The 19,475-nt window shown below is 66.5% G+C and carries 15 protein-coding genes, 1 pseudogene and 1 riboswitch; of the genes and pseudogenes, 4 read left to right on the plus strand and 12 right to left on the minus strand.

Going from position 1 to position 19,475, the window contains the following annotated elements:
- Window positions 1-67: 67 nt before the first annotated feature.
- From cbiB to ACCQ15_RS15905, 7 genes and pseudogenes are all read right to left on the minus strand, one after another.
- Window positions 68-982 carry an adenosylcobinamide-phosphate synthase CbiB gene (gene cbiB / locus ACCQ15_RS15875; RefSeq protein WP_029820040.1) on the minus strand — a complete coding sequence of 305 codons (915 nt, stop codon included), beginning with the start codon at window positions 980-982 and terminating at the stop codon, window positions 68-70.
- 70 nt (window positions 983-1,052) lie between these two features.
- Window positions 1,053-1,664 (minus strand): cob(I)yrinic acid a,c-diamide adenosyltransferase, encoded by a 612-nt coding sequence (gene cobO / locus ACCQ15_RS15880; RefSeq protein WP_372380780.1) that lies wholly within the window; start codon window positions 1,662-1,664, stop codon window positions 1,053-1,055.
- Entirely contained in the window at window positions 1,661-2,272 is a 612-nt protein-coding gene (locus ACCQ15_RS15885) for a hypothetical protein (RefSeq protein ID WP_008571050.1), read from the minus strand. Before ACCQ15_RS15885 ends, cobO begins: the two co-directional genes overlap by 4 nt.
- The gene (locus ACCQ15_RS15890) at window positions 2,272-2,865 is read right to left on the minus strand and encodes a hypothetical protein (protein ID WP_372380781.1); all 594 of its coding nucleotides are present in this window, start codon (window positions 2,863-2,865) and stop codon (window positions 2,272-2,274) included. Before ACCQ15_RS15890 ends, ACCQ15_RS15885 begins: the two co-directional genes overlap by 1 nt.
- A gap of 279 nt (window positions 2,866-3,144) precedes the next feature.
- Entirely contained in the window at window positions 3,145-5,022 is a 1,878-nt protein-coding gene (gene btuB, locus ACCQ15_RS15895) for a TonB-dependent vitamin B12 receptor (protein ID WP_277574690.1), read from the minus strand.
- A gap of 114 nt (window positions 5,023-5,136) precedes the next feature.
- Window positions 5,137-5,360, minus strand: a riboswitch (cobalamin riboswitch).
- Between the two features lie 149 nt (window positions 5,361-5,509).
- Entirely contained in the window at window positions 5,510-8,095 is a 2,586-nt protein-coding gene (gene clpB / locus ACCQ15_RS15900; RefSeq protein WP_372380782.1) for an ATP-dependent chaperone ClpB, read from the minus strand.
- Between the two features lie 269 nt (window positions 8,096-8,364).
- Window positions 8,365-8,890 (minus strand): annotated as a pseudogene (locus ACCQ15_RS15905) (ATP-binding cassette domain-containing protein); the annotation flags it as partial.
- A 179-nt stretch (window positions 8,891-9,069) separates the two neighbouring features.
- Between ACCQ15_RS15905 and ACCQ15_RS15910 the strand changes: the two are divergent.
- Together ACCQ15_RS15910 and ACCQ15_RS15915 are read left to right on the plus strand one after the other, a co-directional pair.
- On the plus strand, window positions 9,070-9,396 hold the full coding sequence (locus tag ACCQ15_RS15910) for a GIY-YIG nuclease family protein (RefSeq protein ID WP_031423835.1): 327 nt from the start codon (window positions 9,070-9,072) through the stop codon (window positions 9,394-9,396).
- A gap of 44 nt (window positions 9,397-9,440) precedes the next feature.
- Entirely contained in the window at window positions 9,441-10,148 is a 708-nt protein-coding gene (locus ACCQ15_RS15915; RefSeq protein ID WP_372380783.1) for a glutathione S-transferase, read from the plus strand.
- A gap of 222 nt (window positions 10,149-10,370) precedes the next feature.
- Here ACCQ15_RS15915 and ACCQ15_RS15920 read toward each other — a convergent pair whose 3' ends face one another.
- The 5 genes from ACCQ15_RS15920 to ACCQ15_RS15940 all read right to left on the minus strand — a co-directional run bounded on the left by ACCQ15_RS15920 (window position 10,371) and on the right by ACCQ15_RS15940 (window position 15,902).
- On the minus strand, window positions 10,371-11,198 hold the full coding sequence (locus tag ACCQ15_RS15920; RefSeq protein ID WP_372380784.1) for a DUF3014 domain-containing protein: 828 nt from the start codon (window positions 11,196-11,198) through the stop codon (window positions 10,371-10,373).
- Between the two features lie 294 nt (window positions 11,199-11,492).
- A complete protein-coding gene (locus tag ACCQ15_RS15925; RefSeq protein WP_277574827.1) occupies window positions 11,493-12,650 on the minus strand; it encodes a lysozyme inhibitor LprI family protein in 1,158 nt (385 codons plus the stop codon).
- An 8-nt stretch (window positions 12,651-12,658) separates the two neighbouring features.
- On the minus strand, window positions 12,659-14,260 hold the full coding sequence (locus tag ACCQ15_RS15930; protein WP_039416445.1) for a SulP family inorganic anion transporter: 1,602 nt from the start codon (window positions 14,258-14,260) through the stop codon (window positions 12,659-12,661).
- A 137-nt stretch (window positions 14,261-14,397) separates the two neighbouring features.
- Window positions 14,398-15,462: an XAC2610-related protein gene (locus tag ACCQ15_RS15935; protein ID WP_372168057.1), complete on the minus strand. Its 1,065-nt coding sequence runs from the start codon at window positions 15,460-15,462 to the stop codon at window positions 14,398-14,400.
- Window positions 15,429-15,902, minus strand: coding sequence for a DUF3574 domain-containing protein (locus tag ACCQ15_RS15940; RefSeq protein WP_029820050.1), 474 nt, complete (start codon window positions 15,900-15,902; stop codon window positions 15,429-15,431). The genes ACCQ15_RS15935 and ACCQ15_RS15940 overlap by 34 nt, the downstream gene beginning before the upstream one ends.
- A gap of 219 nt (window positions 15,903-16,121) precedes the next feature.
- On the opposite strand from ACCQ15_RS15940, the gene ACCQ15_RS15945 reads away from it, so the two are divergent.
- On the plus strand, window positions 16,122-18,557 hold the full coding sequence (locus ACCQ15_RS15945; RefSeq protein ID WP_372380785.1) for a TonB-dependent receptor plug domain-containing protein: 2,436 nt from the start codon (window positions 16,122-16,124) through the stop codon (window positions 18,555-18,557).
- A gap of 113 nt (window positions 18,558-18,670) precedes the next feature.
- Window positions 18,671-19,429 (plus strand): trehalose-phosphatase, encoded by a 759-nt coding sequence (otsB, locus tag ACCQ15_RS15950; protein WP_031423849.1) that lies wholly within the window; start codon window positions 18,671-18,673, stop codon window positions 19,427-19,429.
- Window positions 19,430-19,475: the final 46 nt, after the last annotated feature.

The following is a 19,475-nucleotide window of genomic DNA, read 5'->3' on the forward strand; positions in this document are numbered from 1 at the left end:
CTACCTGCGCCGGCGTGAACGGTGCGCCGGTGCGTGTTGGTGCAACGCCAGGCCATCCGCGTGCCGATCATCGCATCGCCAGCGCGGTTGCCAGCGCGCCCAGCAGCAGCCAGAACGCGACCCCGGCGCGCACCAGCCGCAATGCGCGTTGCACGCTGTTTGCGCTTGCTGCCGCGCCCTCGCCCAGCGCGGGGCGCGGCTGCCAATGGCCGTGGTACGGCGCAGGCCCGCCCAATCGGACATGCAGCGCGCCTGCGCCCGCCGCCATCACAGGGCCGGCATTGGGGCTCTTCCAGCCGCGTCCCTGCCGCCACGCGCAGCGCATGCCCGCACGGGTGCGACCCAGCACGGCGTAAGTCGCTGCGGTGAGCCGCGCCGGCAGCCAGTTCAACGCATCGTCGATGCGCGCCGCGGCCCAGCCGAAGTTGACGTAGCGCGGCGTGCGATAGCCCCACATGGCATCCAGCGTATTGGACAGCCGGTACAACACCGCGCCCGGTGCGCCCAGCGCGACGCCCCAGAACAGCGCGGCGAACACGGCGTCGCTGCCGTTTTCCAAGACCGACTCGGTCGCTGCGGCAGCGACTTGGGTGGCGTCCAGCGCAGCCGTATCGCGGCTGACGATACGACCCACTGCAGCGCGGGCGGCAGGCAGATCAGTGACCTGCAGCGCATCGATCACCGCTTGCGCGTGTTCGCCCAGGCTACGCAGGCCCAGCGCCAGATACAGCGTGATCGCGGCGAACGCGGCCGCCGCCCAGGGCGACACGCACCACAGCCCCCATTGCACCACTGCAGCGACACAGGTCAACGGCAACACGCTCACGCACCACGCCAGGACGCCCGCGCTGCGACGGTTGCGGTGCAGGCGCGCTTCGATACGTTGCGCCCAGGTGCCGAACAGCACCAGCGGATGTCCGCGCCGCGGCTCGCCGAGCAGCAAATCCAGCAGCACGGCAACGGTGGCAGTCACCAGCAGCATGGCGTGCAGTCCCGGCGCATGCCAGCCAACATGCCGAGCCATGCAAGGCATTGCGCGCGCACGCCCACGGCTACAGCTCGATGCCGAGTTGCGCCTTGATGCCGGCATTGAAGGCGTGCTTGACCAGGCGCATCTCGGTCACGGTGTCGGCGACCTCGATCAACCCGGCCGGCGCGCCGCGCCCGGTAATCACCACATGCTGGCCGGGCGGCCGCGCGGCCACGGCGGCAAGCACCTCATCCAGCGCGATGTAGTCCTTCACCAGGGCGATGTTGAGTTCGTCCAGCAGCAAGAAGTCGTAGCGCGCATCGGCCAGCATGCCGCGCGCACGCTGCCAGGCCGCCTGCGCGGCGGCGATGTCGCGTGCGCGGTCCTGGGTTTCCCAGGTGAAGCCTTCGCCCATGACGTGGTAATCGAGCAGATCCGGAAAGCGACGGAAAAACGCCTCTTCGCCGGTCGAAAATGTGCCCTTGATGAATTGCACCACGCCGCAATGCAGGCCATGCCCAAGCGAGCGCGCCAGCATGCCGAAGCCGGACGAGCTCTTGCCCTTGCCATTGCCGGTATTGACCAGCAGCACACCGCGGTCGATCACTGCACGTGCGATGCGCCGGTCGACCAATTCCTTCTTGCGCTGCGCACGTTCGCGGTAATGCGCCTCATCGTGCTCGGGGGTGGTCATGCGCGTGCTCCCATGGGTGGACGTGCACCAGCGGCGCGGTGTGCAGCCAACAGGGCGAAAGCCAGGCCGATATAGCCGGCCAGTGTTGCAAGTGCGTGTGGATAGTCCGCCGGCACGCGCGCAATGAACCCGCTGAGCGTGGCATGCGGGTAGCGACCAGACAGGAAATAGAAACCGGCCTTGGAGAGCACATAGGCGGCGCTGCCGCTGATCAGCAAGGCCAACAGCGGCCCGGTGACGCGACGCCAGGCCTGGCGCTGCAGTTGCGATGCAAACAGCAGCCCGCCCCACCACAACGCGGCGTACGCCAATGCCAACGCCCAGTACGCCGGCGACAGGCACCAGTCGCTGCTGCTGCCCGAGGCCAGGCCGATCAGATCCAGCAGCGATACGATCCCGAACAGCAGCGGCAACATCCACAGCGGGCGTAGCAGCGCACCGGCCAGAAAAAATACCGCCCATGAGGCCGTGGGCAAGGCATCCACATTTGCAAAATGCTCGCCGCGCGCACAGACCATCAAGCCGGCAAGTGCGATGCCGCACGCTCTGGCCGCTGTGCCGTGCAACGGCAACGGCAACGGTGTCGCTGCAGCGCGCCGCGCCACCATCACGACACATCCGATGGCGTGGACAACGGCGCTGCGGCGTGCAGATGACGCCAGCGCAGCACGCACCATGCGGCTGCCAGCACCACCGCCAGATACAGCGCTGTCGTGCGCACGAACAACGGCCCCCACTGCCAGGCGCGCTGCAGGTACTGCGCCCAGTGCGGGTCGGCATAGCGCCCGCCCCACCAGTAGAACGCGCCATTGGAGATCAAGAACGACAGCACGGCGGCCAAGGTGCCCAGACCCCAGGCGATGCTCAGCGACGCAGCGCCTGGCCGCCCACGTGCGACAAACGCGCGCCCGGCGTACCAGAGCACGCCATAGGCCACCGGCAAGGCCGCGTAGGCCGCCGTGATGCAGAAGTCGCTGACGCCGGCCAGGCGCACTGCAGCCCAATCGATCGCCACCGACAACCCCAGCAAGGCAACGAAGTCGCCGTGCCGCCGCAATGCCAGGCCACCGAGAAAGAACACCGCCATCGAGGCATCCGGCAGGTGCAGCCAGTCACTGACATGATGGAAGCGGGTCGCGGTCATCAGCAGCATCGAAGCGATGAACACCAGGCGTTCGCACGAGCGGGATAAAGGCGGCATCGATAGTTTCCTTCAGATTTTCGATCGCCACCCAAATGGCGCAACAGACATCTGGCAAATGATCGCCCCCTGCAAACCGTAGCGATCCTTGCACCCAGCGGCAAGCGCCGACCGCGCAGCCGGTGTCGGCGGCGCGCTTGGACGGGCTAACACAATGTCGCGCGCACTCGCCAGGCGCATGCAGACAGCATGAGCAGACGCAGTATCCGCCTGGTCCATGCGGATCCGGGCACCGCCCGCAACCATGCGGTGGCTGCGCGGTCGTGTCGTCGGCTGCTCTCAGTGCGCCGGTTGGTAGCGGAAGGTCAGCAGATAATTGCGGCCTGGCTGGGCATACCAGCGTGCGGTTTCGTAGTGGCGGTCGAACACATTGTTGGCGGCAAATTGCACCTTCCAGTCCGCATTCACTGCATAACTCACGCGCAGATCCAGCAAGCCGTAGCCGGCCAACCGATCGGTATTGGCCAGATCGTCGTAGCGAGCACCCGAACCGAACAGGCTCGCGCCAATGCCGAATGCACCGATGCTGCGGTCGGCATCGATACGCCCGCTCTGGCGTGCACGCCGCGGCAACCAATTGCCATGATTGACTTCACCATCGGCCTGCGGCGCAAGCCAGGTCAACGCGCTGCGCACGGTCCAGCCGGCCAGCGCGGTGTCGTAGCCGGCTTCCACGCCGCGGATGCGCGCCCGATCGATATTATTCGGCTGCCCGAACGGGTGCGTGGCATCCACCAACGACGCGTCGTAGGCGATGAGATCGTCGATACGGGTCTGGAACGCGCTGAGCGTCCAGGTGCCCCAATCGTAGCGACCGCGCAGACCGAGCTCGGCACTCCTGGAGGTTTCCGGCCCGAGCAGCGGGTTTCCGTAATCGGGGTAGTACAACTCGTTGAAGGTGGGTGCCTTGAACGCAGTGCCGTAGCTGGCCGTCAAGCGCAGATGCTCGGCCAGATCCCAACCCCACAGCAGGCTGCCGGTAGTCTTGCCGCCGAACTGGCTGTTGTCGTTGCGGCGCAGGCTGGCCTGCAGCGATTGGCTGCCAAAGGTCTGCTGCCACTGCGCAAATGCGGCGCGGTCGATGCGGCTGTCGGCATCGTAATTGTCGCTGCTGGCGATGGCGTCGCGCTGCCAATCGAAGCCGACCGTGAGCAGACCGGGGCCGGTGTCGAGATCGGCCTGCAACGCACCCTGCTTGCGGCGGGTGTCGTAGGTCGACAGGTAGGCGCCTTGGTAATACGCATCGCTCAGATCGGCGCTGGCGCCCACGCTGGCAGTGAGCGTGAGCGCCTCGCTCGGCGCATAGCGCACGCGGCCGCCGATGGCCTGCTGCACGCCCTTGCCCAGATTGCCGCCGAATGCCGAACCGTCGTATTCGTTGCGGCTCTGCGCGCGCATTGCATGCACATCGGCATCCCACTGGCGATTGAAACGCCAGCCGCCCTGCGCGCTCAACGAATCGTTGCGATAGCCGTCGCGGTCCGGGTCATAGGCGCTGGAGCTGGTATCCAGATACGCGTTGATACCGTCGGTTTCGTCGTGCACGGCGTTCACCGAATACCAACCACCGGCATCGCTCAGATCGCCCGGGCTGCGCCCGGCGATGCCCGCGCCGTAGCGGCGCGCGTTGTCGCTGCCAGCCGCCACGCTCAAGGTCGGCACGACACTGCCTTGCGGGCGTCGGGTAAAGATCTGGATCACACCGCCCAGCGCTTCGGAGCCATACAGGCTGGAAAACGGGCCACGCACGATTTCGATGCGTTCGATCTGCTCGATCGGCACATCCTGCAGCGCCGCACCGCCGGCGGTCGCCGAGCCGATGCGCACGCCATCGATCAGCACCACCACCTGGTCGGCCTCGGTGCCGCGCAGGAACAGCGAGGTCGCCTTGCCGGGTCCGCCATTGTTGGCCAGCGACACGCCCGCTTCGCCGCGCAACAGGTCCTGCAGCGAATTGACCTGACGACGCTCGATCTGTGCGCGGTCGATCACCGTGACCGGTGCCAGGGCCTGGTCCTGGGTCTGTGCGGTGCGCGAGGCGGTGACCACGACTTGGTCCAGATCGATGGCGGCCTCGGCCTGGGCCGCGGTGGCAGCGCACAGCGACAGCCCCACGACGAGCACGGCACGACGCGGCGAAACGGAAGAAAGGGACATCAACTGCTGCTCCTGGAACCGCGCCAACCCGCGCGTGGGCAATCGGGCGGCAAGCAGCAACGGGCCAGGCGTCCGGCGCGCAGCGTCAGACGAGCAAGGCCACGCCCACCGCGTGCCGGGTCAATCCCTCAGGCCGGTCTCCGGGCTCGCGAGTGGAAGCTGGTGCTTCCGATGCCGCGCCTTCCCATGCGGCTGCACAGTGGCATGTTGCGGCACCTGACCTCGCCCACCGTTGCGGGGGCAGCTCCGGAATTGCGCCTGGCCCAAGGCGACGCGCGCACCGGATTCCCGTTTAAACCACCGGCCAACCGGCAGTCACCTCAGGGGCGCGCATGGTAGCAGGATTGGCGCACTGCGCCGCCGAGATCTGCGGCGACCGGCCAGACGCACGTTCCAGCTCGACGTAGGAGCGCACCTGGGCGCGATGGGCGTTCCCCGGTAAAGCCATCGCGCCCAGGTGCGCTCCTACGCCGTGCGGGCCGCGCGCTCAGTCCTTGGTAAACACCAGCCGCCCGCCGTCGGCGCGCACGCGCACGCTCTCGCCGCTGAGATACTGGCCGGACAGGATCTGCTGCGCCAGCGGGTTCTCCACCTGCGACTGGATCGCGCGTTTGAGCGGGCGCGCGCCGTACACCGGATCGAAGCCGACATTACCCAGCACCTCCAGCGCCGCATCGTCCAGGTCCAGCTTGAGTCCGCGCTCGGCCAGGCGTTTTTCCAGGCCTTGCAACTGGATGCGCGCAATCGACTTGATCTGCGCCTTGTCCAGCGGATGGAATACCACGATGTCGTCCAGCCGGTTGATGAACTCCGGGCGGAAGTGCGCCTGCACCACGCCCATCACCGCGGCCTTCATCTGCGTGTACGCCTCGGCACTATCGTCGCCGGACAGCTCCTGGATCTGGTGCGAGCCCAGGTTGGAGGTCATCACGATGACGGTATTGCGGAAGTCCACGGTGCGGCCCTGGCCATCGGTCAGGCGACCATCGTCGAGTACCTGCAGCAGGATGTTGAACACATCCGGATGCGCCTTTTCCACTTCGTCCAGCAGGATCAGCGAATACGGACGACGACGCACGGCCTCGGTGAGGTAACCGCCCTCTTCATAGCCCACATAGCCAGGAGGCGCGCCGATCAGGCGTGCGACCGAATACTTCTCCATGAACTCGCTCATGTCGATGCGGATCATCGCCTCGGTGCTGTCGAACAGGAAATCCGCCAGCGCCTTGCACAGTTCGGTCTTGCCCACGCCGGTGGGACCTAAGAACAGGAACGAGCCACTGGGGCGGTTCGGGTCGGACAGGCCGGCACGCGAGCGGCGCACCGCATCGGACACCACCTTGATCGCCTCGTTCTGACCGACCACGCGATGATGCAATTCGTCTTCCATGCGCAACAACTTGTCGCGCTCGCCTTCGAGCATCTTGTTGACCGGAATGCCGGTCCAGCGCGACACCACTTCGGCGATTTCCTCGGCGGTCACGCGGTCCTGCACCAACTTGAAATCGTGGTGTTCCACCTCGTTGGCCAGCAGCATCTGCTTTTCCAGTTGCGGCAGCACGCCGTACTGGATCTCGCTCATCTTGGCGTAGTCCTGGCGGCGCTGTGCGGCCTCCAGTTCCAGCTTTGCGTGCTCGATCTGCTCCTTGATCTTGGTGGTGCCCTGCAGCGCGGCCTTTTCCGACTTCCACACTTCATTGAGGTCGGAAAACTCGCGTTCGAGCTTGTCGATATCGCTTTCCAGATCGGCCAGGCGCTGCCGCGAGGCCTCGTCCTTTTCCTTCTTGAGCATCTCGCGCTGGATCTTGAGCTGGATCAGGCGGCGCTCCAGGCGGTCGAGTTCTTCGGGCTTGGAGTCGATCTCCATGCGGATACGCGAGGCCGCTTCGTCCATTAGGTCGATGGCCTTGTCCGGCAGCTGGCGGTCGGTGATGTAGCGGTTGGACAGCGTGGCCGCGGCCACGATGGCCGGGTCGGTGATCTCCACGCCGTGATGCACCGCGTAGCGCTCCTTCAGGCCGCGCAGGATCGCGATGGTGTCTTCCACAGTCGGCTCGCCCACGAACACTTTCTGGAAACGGCGCTCCAGTGCGGCGTCTTTTTCGATGTACTTGCGGTATTCGTCCAGCGTGGTGGCGCCGATGCAATGCAGCTCGCCGCGTGCCAGCGCCGGCTTGAGCATGTTGCCGGCATCCATCGCGCCATCGGCCTTGCCGGCCCCGACCATGGTGTGCAGCTCGTCGATGAACAGGATGATCTGGCCCTCGTTCTTCGACAGGTCGCTGAGCACGGCCTTCAGGCGCTCTTCGAATTCGCCGCGGAATTTGGCGCCGGCGATCAACGCGCCCATGTCCAGCGAGAGCACGCGCTTGCCGCGCAGGCCTTCGGGCACTTCGCCGTTGATGATGCGCTGGGCTAGGCCTTCGACAATGGCGGTCTTGCCCACGCCGGGTTCTCCGATCAGCACCGGGTTGTTCTTGGTGCGCCGTTGCAGCACCTGGATGGTGCGGCGGATTTCCTCGTCGCGGCCGATCACCGGATCGAGCTTGCCGCTCTCGGCGCGTGCGGTCAGGTCGATGGTGTATTTCTCCAGCGCCTGGCGCTGTTCTTCGGCGTTTTCAGACTGCACGGTTTCCCCGCCACGCAGCTTGTCGATGGCCGCTTCGATCTTCTTCTTGTCGCCACCGGCCGCGCGCAACGCCACGCCCAGCGGGCTGGCATCGTCGGCAGCGGCCAGCACGAACCATTCGCTGGCGATGAACGCGTCGCCATGTTGCTGGGCGAGCTTGTCGGTCTGGTTGAGCAGGCGATTGAGATCGTTGCCGATCGACAGATTGCCTTCCTGCCCGGACACCTTGGGCAGCGTGTCCAGCGCCTCGCCCAGGCGCTCGCGCAGCAGCGGCACATTGACGCCGGCCTGCGACAGCAGCGGGCGCGTGCTGCCGCCGCTCTGGTCGAGCAGCGCGGCCAGCACGTGCACCGGCTCGATGATGTTGTGGTCGCGGCCCACAGCCAGCGACTGCGCGTCGGCTAGCGCCTGCTGGAACCGCGAGGTGAGCTTGTCCATCCGCATGGGAGATCCTCTGAACAGGTGGCCGGCACCGCCGGCGATACCGTGCAGATGCGGTTGGCGAGCGAGGTTTCAAGGTTTGCCGGCGCTGGAGTGGAAGCGGCCAGGCCGGCGCTGTCCAGGCGGGCTTGGCGAAGCGGGGTACGTGCAGATGGCTTCGCAGGGCGACGCACCCGCCAGCGACGCCGCGTGTCGCCCTGGGCGGTGGGTGAAACGGTGCGCAGGGGCCGGTATGGTCGCAGGAACTGAGCCCCACACGCGCGGAGCTGGGGGATGCGTTGCAACGGCGAGGCTTCCTGTGCCGTCGTCTCGCGGGGTGCCGCATGGCGCGCCTGCGCCTTCGGGGCAGCTGGCTCCGGCACCTGTGTCGCGCCCAGCAGACGCGACAGCAGCTGTTCCTGATCGTCGCCAGCGCCGGCAGCCCGGGCGCACGCGGATGCGGCACGGGCCCGCCACATCCAGGCCGACCTTGCCGTGATCGAGCACCACGATGCGATCGGCCAGCGCGCTCGCCTCGGCCACGTCGTGGGTGACCAACACCAACGCAAACCCGTGCTGCCGCCACAACCGCACGATTTGCTGCTGCATCACGATTAGCTGCTGCATCACGATACGGCTCGATGCATCCAGCGCCCCCAGCGGTTCGTCCAGCAGCAACAGCCGCGGCCGATGCACCAATGCACGTGCCGGCGCCACCGGCTGACGTTGGCCGCCGGACAGCGCGGACGGCCACGCGTTGCCGCGCATGCCCAGGCCCACCGCGTCCAGCGCCCGCTGCGCCTGCGCGCGACCGGCCCGGCGCCGCACGACTGGCGTGCAGGCAACAAGACCAGCTCGACCGAGCGATGCGATACGGCATGCTGTTTGCCGGCGCCCCAAGCGTCTAGTAACCAATGCTTAGGTGGTTATTCAGTCCGGTGCGTTGGCGGTAGCGAATGCACCAAGCTCTGTCATGCATGCACGCTGCACAATCGCGCATGAGTGGCGATAATGCGCCGATGGATGCTCCCAAGCCCTGGCACCTCTACCTGCTGCTATGTCGCAACGGCAGCTATTACGCCGGCATTACCAACGATCTGGAGCGGCGCTTCCAGGCCCATCTGCGTGGCACTGGTGCGCGTTACACGCGCGCTAATCCGCCCGTGCAGCTGCTCGCCAGCCACCGGTACCCGGACCGCGCCAGCGCTTCGCGCGCGGAGTGCGCGCTCAAGCGCCAGCCACGTGCGCGCAAGCTCGCCTGGCTGCAGGCACAACCGAACGGTGCGGAGTCACAACCTGCTGACGCATCGATCACGCCCGTCTAGCCATCGTTTTTCTACCCTGCAGCGCCCGACATGCGGAGCGGCGCATGCATTATCAGCTGTATTACTGGACCGGTCTGCAAGGCCGCGGCGAATTCGTGCGACTGGCACTGGAAGACGCCGGCGCGGCCTACACCGATGTCGCACGTATCCAGGGCGACGAGGTCATGACGGCGTTTTTGCAAGGCGAGCAGGTGGGCGCGCAGCCGTTCGCACCACCATTTCTCAAAGCCGGCGACGTGGTGGTGGCGCAGGTCGCGGCGATCCTGCACTTCATCGGGCCACAGCTGCAATTGGTGCCCGATTCGGAACCACAGCGGCTACAGGCGCTGCAATTGCAGCTGACCATCGCCGATCTGGTGGCCGAGGTGCACGATACGCACCACCCGATCGCAACCGGCCTGTATTACGAAGACCAACAAGCCGAAGCGGCCAGGCGTGCGCAGGACCTGCGTGAAAACCGCCTGCCCAAATTCCTGGGCTATTTCGAGCAGGTCCTGCAACAGGCTGGCGGCACGCACGTGCTCGGCACGCATTCGTACGTGGATCTATCGTTGTTCCAGTTGGTCAGTGGCCTGGAGTACATGTTCCCCAAACGCATGGCGAGGTTGGCAAAAAACTTGCCAGGACTGAGGGCGCTGCAGCGGCACGTGGCGCAACGGCCGCGCGTTGCGGCCTATCTGGCGTCCGAACGACGTGTGGCCTTCAATACCAACGGCATCTTCCGCCATTACCCGGAGCTGGATGCGGCATAGGCAGCGGCGGCGAGGGCGCTGCGGCCGGTCGCAACAGGCTGGCGCCGCATGAGGGTGCGGCGCGGCCCGCGGTGCTGATTGCCGCGATCGATCACGCAACCACGCCACCTGACCCTGAGCGACGCGTGCAGCGTTACGTCGTGTACGTACGCACCCAGGTGCGAAGGCCGCAGGTCGCCTGACATGCGGCGTTCGCTCTCCGGTAGCGGGAAGCCAGCGGCCTCAGCGCCCCTGCAGCAAGGCCGTGCGAATCCGCTGCAGTTGCGCCTTGACTGCAGCCGCTTGCGTCGGCCCCAGGCGCAGCAGTGCCTTCTGCCCCACCGACAGCGATTCCAGCGATGGGTCGACGAAGCGGTAGCGGCCACGGTCGTCGCGTTGCACGCCGATCGGCTGCGTCGGCTCAGGCGTGCGCAGCAAGTGGTCGATCACATCGATGACGCGGTCGTTGAAGTAACGATCCGGCGCGCCCAGATCCGCGTACGCCTGCTGAAACAGCGGATAGAAGCGCACATAGCCGCGCGCCATGGCCTGCGCATCCACGCTGGTGAATGCGGCCACGTAAGGTGCATAGCGGGCCGCATTGGCCTGATCGAGCACCGGATGATCGCCTGCGCCGGCCACCTGCAACTCGCCAGGCACCGGCTGCAGCACCAAGGCACGGCGGCTGATGCTGGGTTGGGTGAGGTTGTCGATCATCACCACCACGCGTTCGATCAGGTGCTTGCGCAATACGATCGACAGCGCGTCATCGTCCTGCACCAACGCCAGCAGCGCTTGCCACGCGGCATCGTCGCTTTGCGCCAACGCAGGAATCGCAGCATCGGCAGCGTCGGCAGCGTCGGCCGATGCTGCCGGCACCGGATGACGCGGCTCGCCACTGGCCGGCGTCGGCTGTGGGCTGACCGCAGCGGCCACGGCACTGGCGGTACGGCTGATGGGTGCAGGCAAGGTGCCCTGCGGATCGGGCGGGCCGCTGAACAGCCACCACGCGGCGCCAGCGATCAAGGGGACCGCCAACAACCACGGCCAGCGCGAGGATTTGCTTTGCATCGTGGAACTCCTGACATCGACAGCATCCAGTGTGTGACCGTGGGATGCTGCGGTGGTTCCATCGATTTACGGTGTCGCTCGTTGAGCCGCTTGACGCTGGACGTGACGCACTACGCTCGCAACCATGGGAAACGCAGCGCCCGGCTCGCCGGCTGTCTCACCGTCGCGGGATTCTTGGCGGCATGAATGCCGCCAAGGAGCCACAGAGACGTACTTGCAGCGTGTCCTGCGATGGTGGGCGGGCAAGGGCCCTGCAGCGGAGAGGCAGAAGCTTCGCTGCGCGATCCACGCCGCTTAGCCGGCGAAATCCAATCGCGCGTTCACCCAAGCCGCGACAATTGCAGCGGCAACCTGTTCGGCCTGCCTGGCCGGCATGTGCTTTTCGCTTACCAGCCAGGCGGCCGTTTCTGCGCGCACCTTCGGCAACAGCGCGCGCGCAGCGTTGCGCTCGGCTGCCGGCCAGTCGCTGTCGTCGCCGGACCACGCAGCAATCGCCTGCTCCGGATCGTTGCCGTAGCGCTTGCGCAACTCCGGCTGCAGATACAGTGCCGGCGACACGGCAGCCCGGAGCGCGATGATCTGCCACTCGGCGTAGCTGGCATAGCGAATGGTGCCTGCGTCCTTGCTCAAGGCTTCGATCAGTCCTGCGAATCCGTCATCCAGCTGTTTCCAGCTCGGTCGCGCGAACAGCCCACCGGGCGGCTCGCAGATCGGCGCGAAACTGTCGCGTGTCGAACCATAGAGCGGGCCGAACGCCTCATAAGCCGGCTCGCCCACTGCAGCGAAGATGAAGCAATGCACATACGGCCGCTCGGAACGATCTTCGCGCTCGATCCACATGCGCAACAAGGTCAGCACACGCTGTTGCTGTTGCATGGCGGGCGCGCCTTCCACATCGTCGAGCAAGGACGCTGCGAAATCGTCGGTCTTGCGCAACGCCTTGCGTGCGCTTTCAAAACGCGCGCTCGCCAACGCCGCATCCACGCCAGCGGCAGGCACGAAGTCATGCAGATACGCCAGCCATGCCGATGCCAGCGGCGCGTCGTAGCCCTGCAACTGGCGCGCAGCGTTCGCTGGCGTTTTCGGGATGCTGGCGATGATGCGGTCCAGCGTTTGCTGCTGGGCGTCGAGTGTCTTGCCCAGCGCATCGACCCTTGTCTTCAAGCTGCGTTGCAGGCAGGCATCTACCTTGGCGTCCTGCGCGCAGGCATTGCGCTGGCGCAACCAGGCGCGTTGCTGATCGCGCACTGCGGTGAGCGAGGCGCGCGGTGTGGTGTCCAGCACGCCGCGGTAGGCCTCATCCAGCTGATCGTCCAGCTGGCCGAGCGCCGGCACCGCGCACAGCCGCTTTTCCACCGGCGTGCCCGCCTGCTTGCAGTCGAACGACGCCGACCATGCGGCGCCAGCGCTCAGCACCAAAGCGCCAGCCACAATGCTCTGCACGACACGCATCCGATAAGTCACTGCAACGCCTCCTTGCGCGCCGGCAGCAGCGACAGCAGCAGCAGCGTCGCCGCCAGCGCCACATAGGCACCGACGAACTGCCAGCTGATCACCCGCGCCAGGCCTTGCAGCGACCACGGCAGGTAGATGCCGCCGCGCGGGTCCACCGAGTGGATCAGGCCGAACAGGGTCAGCCCGGCAGCTACCAGCAGGAACGCCGCGCCGCGTCGCAAGCGGCCGTCGATCATCGCCGCCACCGTGGCGATCCACAGCATCGCGGTGATGATGAAGCCATTGCCCAGCGCGAAGATCACTGCCAGCTCCGGCAACCCGTGGCCGTCGACCTTGGTGGTCAGCGCGACCAGCTGCTCCGGTGCAATCCAGCCCGGCGCCTTGATCGTCAGCAGGTACGCGACCGACGGCAGAAAGCCCAGCACCATCGCACCGGCATGCTGCCTGGGCGTGGCCTGGAATGCCTGGGTGGTAATGTCGATGGAGACATACACGATGATTGGCGCCAGCACGGCCAGCGGCAGCCACTGCACCAAGCCGCTGATCACGCCAAGCATGCCGCCGATCCCGATGAACACCCCGGTCAGCAGCGTGTAACCGGAGCGCGCGCCCATGTGCTTGTACGCGGGCTGGCCGATGTAGGGCGTGGTCTGCGCAACGCCGCCGCAGACGCCGGCCACCAGCGTGGCCAAGGCTTCCACCAGCAGGATGTCGCGGGTGCGGTAATCGTCGCCGGCCGCGCGCGCGCTCTCGCTGACGTTGATGCCGCCCACCACCATCAACAAGCCGAACGGCAGCAGCAACGGCAGGTACGCCACCGTGGCCGGCAGGCCGTCGATAAAGCCCAGCGTCGGCAGCGGCAGCACGATCTGCGGCGGATTCCACGCCGGCAAGGCGAAGCCGGGGGCACCCAATCCCGCCAGGCCAAGCCCGTAATACAACGCGGTGCCGATCACGAACGCCACCAGCACGCCGGGCAATTTGGTCGGCAGGCGGCCCTTGGCGAGCAGCACATACAGCAGCAGGCCCAAGGTAACGAAGCCGGCCACCGGCGAACGGAGCGTTTCCAGCAATGGCAGCAAGCCCATCAGCACCAGCGCGATACCGGCAATGGAACCGAGCAGGGCCGCCCGCGGCAGCGCGCGCGTCACCGCTTCGCCTGCGAAGGACAGCACAAGCTTGAGCAGGCCCATCACCACCAACGCGGCCATGCCCAGTTTCCAGGTGGCGATCGCGGCGGCCTGCGGATCCAGCCCTTGCGCTTTGAAGCCGGCAAATGCCGGGCCGAGCACCAGCAGCGCCATGCCGATGCTGGTGGGCGCATCCAGGCCCAGCGGCATGGCAGTGACGTCGTCGCGTCCGGTGCGTGCGGCCAGCCGCCGCGCCATCAGGGTGTACAGCAGGTTGCCCACCAGCACGCCAAACGCGGTGCCGGGGAACATGCGCTGGAACACGACGTCGGCCGGGAACTGGAAGATGCCGACCAGGGCCATCGCGATGAAGCCAAGGATGGACAGGTTGTCGACCACCAGGCCGAAGAAACCATTGAGATCGCCAGCGACGAACCAGCGCGGCGCAGCCGCAGGACGCGAAGAGGGAGCCGACATGAGAACCAGAGAAGCGTGGGGATCGACCGATGGTAGCCGCTGCATTGCGGGGACGACAGCGGCGCGGTGGATCAGAGCGTGTCGTGGCCAGGGGCCGTCGGGCTGTCCGTGAGCAGGCAGCCCGGCGCCATCGCCCGCTACTGCATCGCCGCATCCACCTCGATCCAGCCCACGCTGTCGCTGCGGCCGGCGCTGCGATAACGCACCTGCAGCCGCGCACCATCGGCGCTGACGTCCAGCGCATCGGCCTGATCGCCGCGCACCAGATAGCGTTTGGTGACGGTGGCCGTCGGCGTGGCGTACAGCGGCAAACGCCTCACCTGTACGTGCAGTTGCACTGGCATCGGTTCCTCGAGCGTGGTACCGATTTCGCTTGCCACCTTGACGCCGCGCGGGTCGTACATCGGCCACACCGACAGCGGCATGCCATCCTCGCTTCCCGAATCCAGCAACGCCTGGATCTGCGGCGACTCGATCCGCTGCTGCGTCCGCCAAACGTACAACCGCCCGCCAGCGTCGTAGCGGTAGACATCCGCATACCACATCGGCCCACCGCGGCAGGAACTGGTCAGGCTGCGCTGCTGTTGATCGGCAACCAGATTGAAGAATCCCTCGCACTGCACCGCCGGGCGCGTCGGCGCAGCGAGCGCATGAAAGCGGCGCTGTGCAGGATCGAACACAAAGACCCAGACCGCCTCGTTGACCTGACCCAGCATCGCCGACACCGCAAGATCCGGGCGCCCGTCGAAGTTGTAGTCGTCGCTGCGCAGCTGCACGCCGCCTTCGCCATCGTCCACATTCGCGTCGAACCACTGTTCGGCATCGCCGGGAGACAGCACCACATGCAGGCGCTGGCCGACCAAGGTGGCGGTCGCACGGGTCTGCGCATCCAGCGTCAGACGAAGGCTTGTGTCGTCTGCCGCAGCGCCGAACGCCAGCCCGCCTGCCATCGCAACCCACAGTGCGCGGGCGGCGCGGACGGGCGACAAATGCAAGATGCCAAGGCGCATGCGCAGCTGGCTCGACGCGGTGCGCAGACACTCGCTCGCCGGCTGCGCACGCGATGCCCGCCAATGCATGAAGACGCGCGACATACGCCGATCGACGCTGGCGAGCGTGGCGGTCGGCAACTGCACGGACCTGTCGGTGCGCAAGCCGGCCAGCCGACTCAGAACGACACCTCCACCGGCTGCCGCGACCACAGCACCGACTGGTGCCCGGTGGCCTGCTTCCAGGCCAGCCGGATCGCTTCGATGTCGTTGCGCCGTTGCGGGGTGTCCTCGTGCAGGATCACCAGCACCTTGGTGCCCAGCCGGTTCGGCTCCTTTGCGCCGCGGAACAGCCATTGACCGTAGGCGTCGAACACGGTCAGACCATCGGGAAAGCGCGGGGTCACTTCCTTGTCCAGAAACGCGCGCCATTGGGTTTCGTCGATGGTGCGGGTCTGCGGGCGGTCGGCCGGGCCGGATTCTTCGCCCACGCCGAAATACAACTCGCTGCGCACCCAACCCCGTGCCGCCGCCGGCCGCGCTGCATCGCCCTGCAGGCTGGCAGTGGTCGCGGTCGGCACGGTGCCGGGCGTGGTGGCGCAAGCGGTCAACGCCAGCATGGCGGCAAGCAGGCAAGACGGCAGCAACTTCATCGACTTCTCCACAACAGGTCTGGGGGGCACTTGGGGCAGGCTCATGCAAGGCCGATATCAGCTCATGCCGGCGCGCACGCACTGTGCCATCTCGCGCCGCCCTGAACAACGCGATAATATCTTTCCATCCGGATGAATGTGGACGATCCGCCCCCTTGCGCCCCAGCCCGGCCGGATGCCGACCGCGCGGCGCGTTGCAGTTGCAGGAGAGAGAACAGCATGACCCGCCCCACCCTTTCGGTGATTGGCCTGGCCATCGCCGCCGTGCTCAGCGCCAACGCGCAAGCCCAGCAGGCCGATGCCGGTGCCACCACCCTGGACACCGTGATCGTCACCGGCACCCGTGCCAGCGACCGCACCGTGCTGGAATCCACCGTGCCGGTGGACGTGCTCACCGCCGAAGACATCCGCAAGGCCGGCGTGGTCAACGGCGAGTTGGGCAGCGCCCTGCAGGCGCTGCTGCCTTCCTTCAATTTCCCGCGTCAGTCCAACTCCGGCGGCGCCGACCATATCCGCGCCGCGCAGCTGCGCGGGCTCTCGCCCGACCAGGTGCTGGTGCTGGTCAACGGCAAGCGCCGCCATACCTCGGCGCTGGTCAACACCGACAGCAAGATCGGCAAGGGCACCACGCCGGTGGATTTCAATTCCATCCCGATCAACGCGATCAAGCGCATCGAAGTGCTGCGCGACGGGGCCGGCGCGCAATACGGCTCGGATGCGATTGCCGGCGTCATCAACGTGATCCTGGACGACAACCCCGAGCGCGGCGAACTGGAAGCCAGCTTCGGCGCCTACAACACCGACGTGAAGCCGATCGACCGCCGCGTCACCGACGGCCAGACCAGCTATGCCAGCGCAAAGGTGGGCACGCTGCTGGGCGACGACGGCGGCTTCTTCAAGGTCGGCGTGGAGCTGAAGAACCGCGAGGCGACCAACCGCGCCGGCTTCGACCAGATTCCCTCGTTCGAAGAACAGACCCCGGCCAGTCTGGCGCTGCGGGGCCAGCGCAATTACGTGCTCGGCGATGGCGCCACCAAGGGCCTGAATGCCTGGCTCAACACCAAGGTGCCGTTCAGCGCCAGCGGCGAGTTCTACGCCTTCGGCACCTACAACCAGCGCGATACCGAAGGCGCCAATTACTTCCGTTACCCGGACGGCAGCGCCAACTGGCGCGAGATCTACCCCAATGGCTACCGCCCGATCTCCGAAGGCGAGAATCGCGACCTGCAACTCGTGGCCGGTGCGCGCGGGCAATGGGGCAGCTGGGATTACGACGCCAGCGTCAACTACGGCCGCAACGACTTCACCTACCGGCTACGCAACTCGCTCAATGCATCGCTGGGACCCGGCAGCCCCACACGCTTCAAGACCGGTGATTTCGCCTTCGCGCAGACGGTGGGCAATTTCGACCTGACCCGCGTGTTCGATGCCGCCGGCGCCACCCATACCTTCGGCACCGGCGCCGAGTTCCGCCGCGAGCAGTACCGCACCCACGCCGGCGATCCGGCCAGCTACGCGGCCGGCCCGTTCACCGATCGTCCCACCGGCTCGCAGGCCGGCGGCGGGCTCACCCCGCAGGACGAAGCCGACCTGTCGCGCAACGTGGCCAGCGCCTACGCCAACGTCTCCAGCCAGTTCGGCGACAAGTTCTCCACCGACCTGGCTGGCCGCTACGAGCATTACCAGGATTTCGGCAGCCAGTGGACCGGCAAACTGGCCGCACGCTACGCATTCGCACCGGCCTTTGCGCTGCGTGGCGCCATCTCCAACAACGTGCGTGCGCCTTCGCTCAGCCAGATCGGCTATGAAGCCACTTCCACCGGTTACGACGCCGCCGGCCGCCTGACCCAGGGTCGCCTGCTGTCGGTCAACAACCCCATCGCGCGCGGACTGGGCGCCACCGATCTGAAGCCGGAAAAGTCGGTCAATTACAGCCTGGGCTTCACCAGCAAGCTGGGCGATCACTTCGACGTGTCGCTGGACTTTTTCCAGATCGATATCGACGACCGCATTGCGCTGTCCGAAGACATCACCGGCGATGCGCTGACCAGCTTCGTGCAGCAGAACTACGGCGTCACCGGCGTGCAGAGCGCCAGCTATTTCCTCAACGCCGCCGATACCCGCACCCGCGGCGCCGAGCTGGTCGCCAACTGGCGTCAGTACGCCTTCGGCGGCGACCTGCTGCTGACCGGCACCTACAGCTACGCCAAGACCGAGTTGGAAAACATCATCGCCACCCCGGCCCAGTTGCTCGCGTTGAACCCGGAGTACGTGCTGTTCGGCGTGGAAGAAAGCAACACGCTCACCGACGCCGCACCGCGCACCCGCGCCTCGCTTGCCGCCAACTGGAGCAACGAGCACTGGAACCTGCAGACCCGCGTCAACCGCTACGGCAGCGCCACGCGCGTGTTCGATTTCGGTGGCGGCTTCGTGCCGCGCCAGACCTACGGCACCGAGTGGCAACTGGACCTGGAAGCCGAATACCACCTGGGCACGCAATGGACGCTGGCCATCGGCGGGCAGAACATCCTGGACAACTACTCGGACCGTTCCATCGACGACATCGCCTACTTCGGCAACCTGCCCTACGACGTGCTCTCGCCGATCGGCAGCAACGGCGCGTATTGGTATGGGCGGGTGCGGTACAGCTTCTGATTCGGGATTCGGGATTGGCAAACATCGTACTTCGTGCGAATCCCCAATCCCGACTCCCAAATCCCGGCCGTTCCATAACCTGAATCTCACACCCCATTGCGCACACTAGCGCAATGGCAGACGCGCATTCCCCCCTACCGTCGCCGCCATTGCTGGACGATGCCTGTGCATTGTTTCTGGACGTGGACGGCACCCTCATCGACTTTGCCGACCGCCCCGAGGCGGTGCAGCTATTGCCCGAAGTGCGCGAGGCCATCGGCCTGCTGAGCGAGCGTCTCAACGGCGCCGTTGCGCTGGTCAGCGGCCGGCCGCTTGCCCAGCTGGACGCCCTGTTCGCGCCATTGCTGCTGCCGGCCGCCGGTCTGCACGGGCACCAACTGCGTAGCGATCTCGCGGCACGCGCGGCAATGCCGCAAGACACGTCCGAGTGGCTGCACGGCCTGCATCAACGTGCCGCGGCGCTGACGCACCAGCATCCAGGCGTGCTGGTCGAAGACAAGGGCGTCAGCGTGGCACTGCACTGGCGCGCCCGGCCGCAGGCCGGCCCCGAGGTGCTCGCCTTCGCGCAGCAGGAAATCGCACAGCTTTCCGGTTATCGCCTGCAGCCAGGCGACCACGTGGTGGAATTCGTGCCCGAAGGCAGCAACAAGGGTCTGGCGGTCGAGCAGCTGATGCAGCACGGCACCTTCGCCGGCCGCACCCCAGTGTTCGTCGGCGACGATCTCACCGACGAATTCGGCTTCGACGCCGCCAACCGGCTCGGTGGCTGGAGCGTGCTGGTCGGCGATCGCGCACAGACCAGCGCGCGCTTTCGCGTCGGTGGCACCGCCGACGTACACGCGTGGTTGCAACGCAACGCACGCAGCCGCTGAGCACAGCGCACCTTCTCTCATTCACTTCAACAGGATCGTTTGCACT

The sequence above is a fragment of the Xanthomonas sp. NCPPB 1754 genome (assembly GCF_041475725.2).
GTDB lineage: Bacteria > Pseudomonadota > Gammaproteobacteria > Xanthomonadales > Xanthomonadaceae > Xanthomonas > Xanthomonas euvesicatoria.

Bases quoted from the DNA above. Each gene is read 5' to 3' on its own strand.
- cbiB (WP_029820040.1), bottom strand. From the start codon at position 982: ATGCTGCTGGTGACTGCCACCGTTGCCGTGCTGCTGGATTTGCTGCTC.
- ACCQ15_RS15945 (WP_372380785.1), top strand. From the start codon at position 16,122: ATGACCCGCCCCACCCTTTCGGTGATTGGCCTGGCCATCGCCGCCGTG.
- cobO (WP_372380780.1), bottom strand. From the start codon at position 1,664: ATGACCACCCCCGAGCACGATGAGGCGCATTACCGCGAACGTGCGCAG.
- ACCQ15_RS15930 (WP_039416445.1), bottom strand. From the start codon at position 14,260: ATGTCGGCTCCCTCTTCGCGTCCTGCGGCTGCGCCGCGCTGGTTCGTC.
- clpB (WP_372380782.1), bottom strand. From the start codon at position 8,095: ATGCGGATGGACAAGCTCACCTCGCGGTTCCAGCAGGCGCTAGCCGAC.
- ACCQ15_RS15925 (WP_277574827.1), bottom strand. From the start codon at position 12,650: ATGCGTGTCGTGCAGAGCATTGTGGCTGGCGCTTTGGTGCTGAGCGCT.
- ACCQ15_RS15940 (WP_029820050.1), bottom strand. From the start codon at position 15,902: ATGAAGTTGCTGCCGTCTTGCCTGCTTGCCGCCATGCTGGCGTTGACC.
- ACCQ15_RS15920 (WP_372380784.1), bottom strand. From the start codon at position 11,198: ATGCAAAGCAAATCCTCGCGCTGGCCGTGGTTGTTGGCGGTCCCCTTG.
- otsB (WP_031423849.1), top strand. From the start codon at position 18,671: ATGGCAGACGCGCATTCCCCCCTACCGTCGCCGCCATTGCTGGACGAT.
- ACCQ15_RS15885 (WP_008571050.1), bottom strand. From the start codon at position 2,272: ATGGTGGCGCGGCGCGCTGCAGCGACACCGTTGCCGTTGCCGTTGCAC.
- ACCQ15_RS15910 (WP_031423835.1), top strand. From the start codon at position 9,070: ATGAGTGGCGATAATGCGCCGATGGATGCTCCCAAGCCCTGGCACCTC.
- ACCQ15_RS15915 (WP_372380783.1), top strand. From the start codon at position 9,441: ATGCATTATCAGCTGTATTACTGGACCGGTCTGCAAGGCCGCGGCGAA.
- btuB (WP_277574690.1), bottom strand. From the start codon at position 5,022: ATGTCCCTTTCTTCCGTTTCGCCGCGTCGTGCCGTGCTCGTCGTGGGG.
- ACCQ15_RS15890 (WP_372380781.1), bottom strand. From the start codon at position 2,865: ATGCCGCCTTTATCCCGCTCGTGCGAACGCCTGGTGTTCATCGCTTCG.